We start from the raw sequence: 1,856 nt of genomic DNA on the forward strand, positions 1-1,856 counted from the left end.
ATCGGGATAGGGGGACGCCTCGCGGCGTCGCCCCTCCCACACCACCGTACGTACGGGTCCGTATACGGCGGTTCGGTGGATTATGCGGGTCTCGGAGCCGCGATGGAAGCCAAGCCGAGTGACCTGAAGAAGACAGTTTGCAAGGCAATGTTAAGCGCAGGGCTCGCCGCCAACCGCCAAGGGCCATGTGGGCTGCCGGCAGTTTGAGCCGCCAGATCCCGGCCGACACCACGGCGTCGCAGTTCGGCAAAGCGAGTGCGACCACGCTTCCACTGCTTCCAGGCGATGGCGCGCAACCGCCGCCTGATCCACTGATCGAGTGCGCTCAACACCGACGGGGTTTGGCAGAAGCCGAAGTATCCGCGCCAGCCGACAAGGTAAGTGGACAGCTCCTTGGCGATCTGTTCGAGGCTTCGTCCGCACGTGCGTCGCGTCAGCTCCCGGACTCTCGCTTTGAAGCGGGTAATCGCCTGCGGTGCGATACGCCGCCGCGGCTCCTTCCCGCCTGTGAAGCTGAAGCCCAGGAACTTGCGGACGCTCGGCTTGGCAACCGCGCTCTTGGCCTTGTTGACCTTCAGCTTGAGGCGCTTTTCGAGGAACTTCTCGATGCCGGCCATCACCCGCTCGCCGGCCTTTCGACTGCGCACATAGATGTTGCAGTCATCGGCGTAGCGCACGAAGCGGTGGCCGCGCTTCTCCAGCTCCTTGTCCAGCACATCCAGCATCAGGTTCGACAACAGCGGCGAGAGCGGGCCGCCTTGCGGCGTACCTTCCTCCGTCGCGCTGACCAGTCCCCCTTCCAGCACGCCCGCGGTCAGAAAGCCGCGGATCAGCTTCAGGAGGCGCTTGTCAGCAACCCGCTTGGCAACCAGCCCCATCAGGATGTCGTGGTTGACCCGGTCGAAGAACTTCTCCAGGTCGATGTCCACGACAAAGCCGTGCCCGGACGCGATGTACGCCTGCGCCTGTTCCACAGCCTGATGCGCCGAGTGCTTCGGCCGGAAGCCGAAGCTCGTTCCGGAGAACGTTCCGTCCCAATCCGCCTGCAGCACCTGCAGTACCGCCTGTTGGATGAAGCGATCGAGCACCGTGGGGATGCCGAGCGGCCGAGTGCCGCCCGATGCCTTCGGTATCTCGACGCGTCGTACCGGTTGCGGCTTGTAGGTGCCCTCCAGCAACTGGGCTCGGATCGTGGGCCAGTGCTCCTTCAGGTAGGTCGGCAGCTCATCAACGGACATGCCGTCGATGCCTGCCGCACCTTTATTGCGCTTCACTCGCGCCAACGCTTCCTTCAGATTCTCACGCTCGACCACTGCTTCCATCAACGGCCCTGCGACCGCCGGGCGTTCGAGACTGGCTTTCGCCGCACGTGCTTCGGCCTCTTGGGCGGCGGCCTTCGGGGCTTCACCCCTCGCTCCGGTGCCCAAGTTCAGTTCGATCTGTTTCTTCTGCCGCATGGCTCGCACGAGATTACCGCTCTACTGGCCTCTTCCACCGTTCAGGCCTTCGGCAGCGCGCCGCCGCCTACTATGCCCTCGGCTGACTTCTGCACTGCGGTCAGGCCGCCTTGCGACGGCCTCAGTCCCGTTGCCGGGACACAGCACAGACCTCCCGAGGTAAGACCGACCGCCTTCACCGCACCCCCGCCGGATTTACCACCCCGGTCCTTGATGACTGTGGACTTCGCGATCAGTTGCTCGCTCGTCCGGCCGGGTAGGCCTCGTTATCCGGTGCTTGTCCATCGGGCCGCGGCTTTGCTCCACGCTGTCTTCAGACCCCACCTCACGATGACGCCCTTGCGCTTCGCTAATCCTTCGCCGCCATCAGGCTGGATAGAGGACTTCCACCTCCAAGCT

1 protein-coding gene is annotated in these 1,856 nt (G+C 64.2%); it reads right to left on the reverse strand.

Features of this window, described 5'->3' with window-relative positions; genetic code table 11:
* Positions 1-80: 80 nt before the first annotated feature.
* The gene (gene ltrA / locus ABIB00_RS38920) at positions 81-1,457 is read right to left on the reverse strand and encodes a group II intron reverse transcriptase/maturase (RefSeq protein WP_247446101.1); all 1,377 of its coding nucleotides are present in this window, start codon (positions 1,455-1,457) and stop codon (positions 81-83) included.
* Between the last annotated feature and the right edge of the window lie 399 nt (positions 1,458-1,856).

Source organism: Bradyrhizobium sp. LB14.3, from assembly GCF_040547985.1.
GTDB lineage: Bacteria > Pseudomonadota > Alphaproteobacteria > Rhizobiales > Xanthobacteraceae > Bradyrhizobium.

Bases quoted from the DNA above. Each gene is read 5' to 3' on its own strand.
- ltrA (WP_247446101.1), bottom strand. From the start codon at position 1,457: ATGCGGCAGAAGAAACAGATCGAACTGAACTTGGGCACCGGAGCGAGG.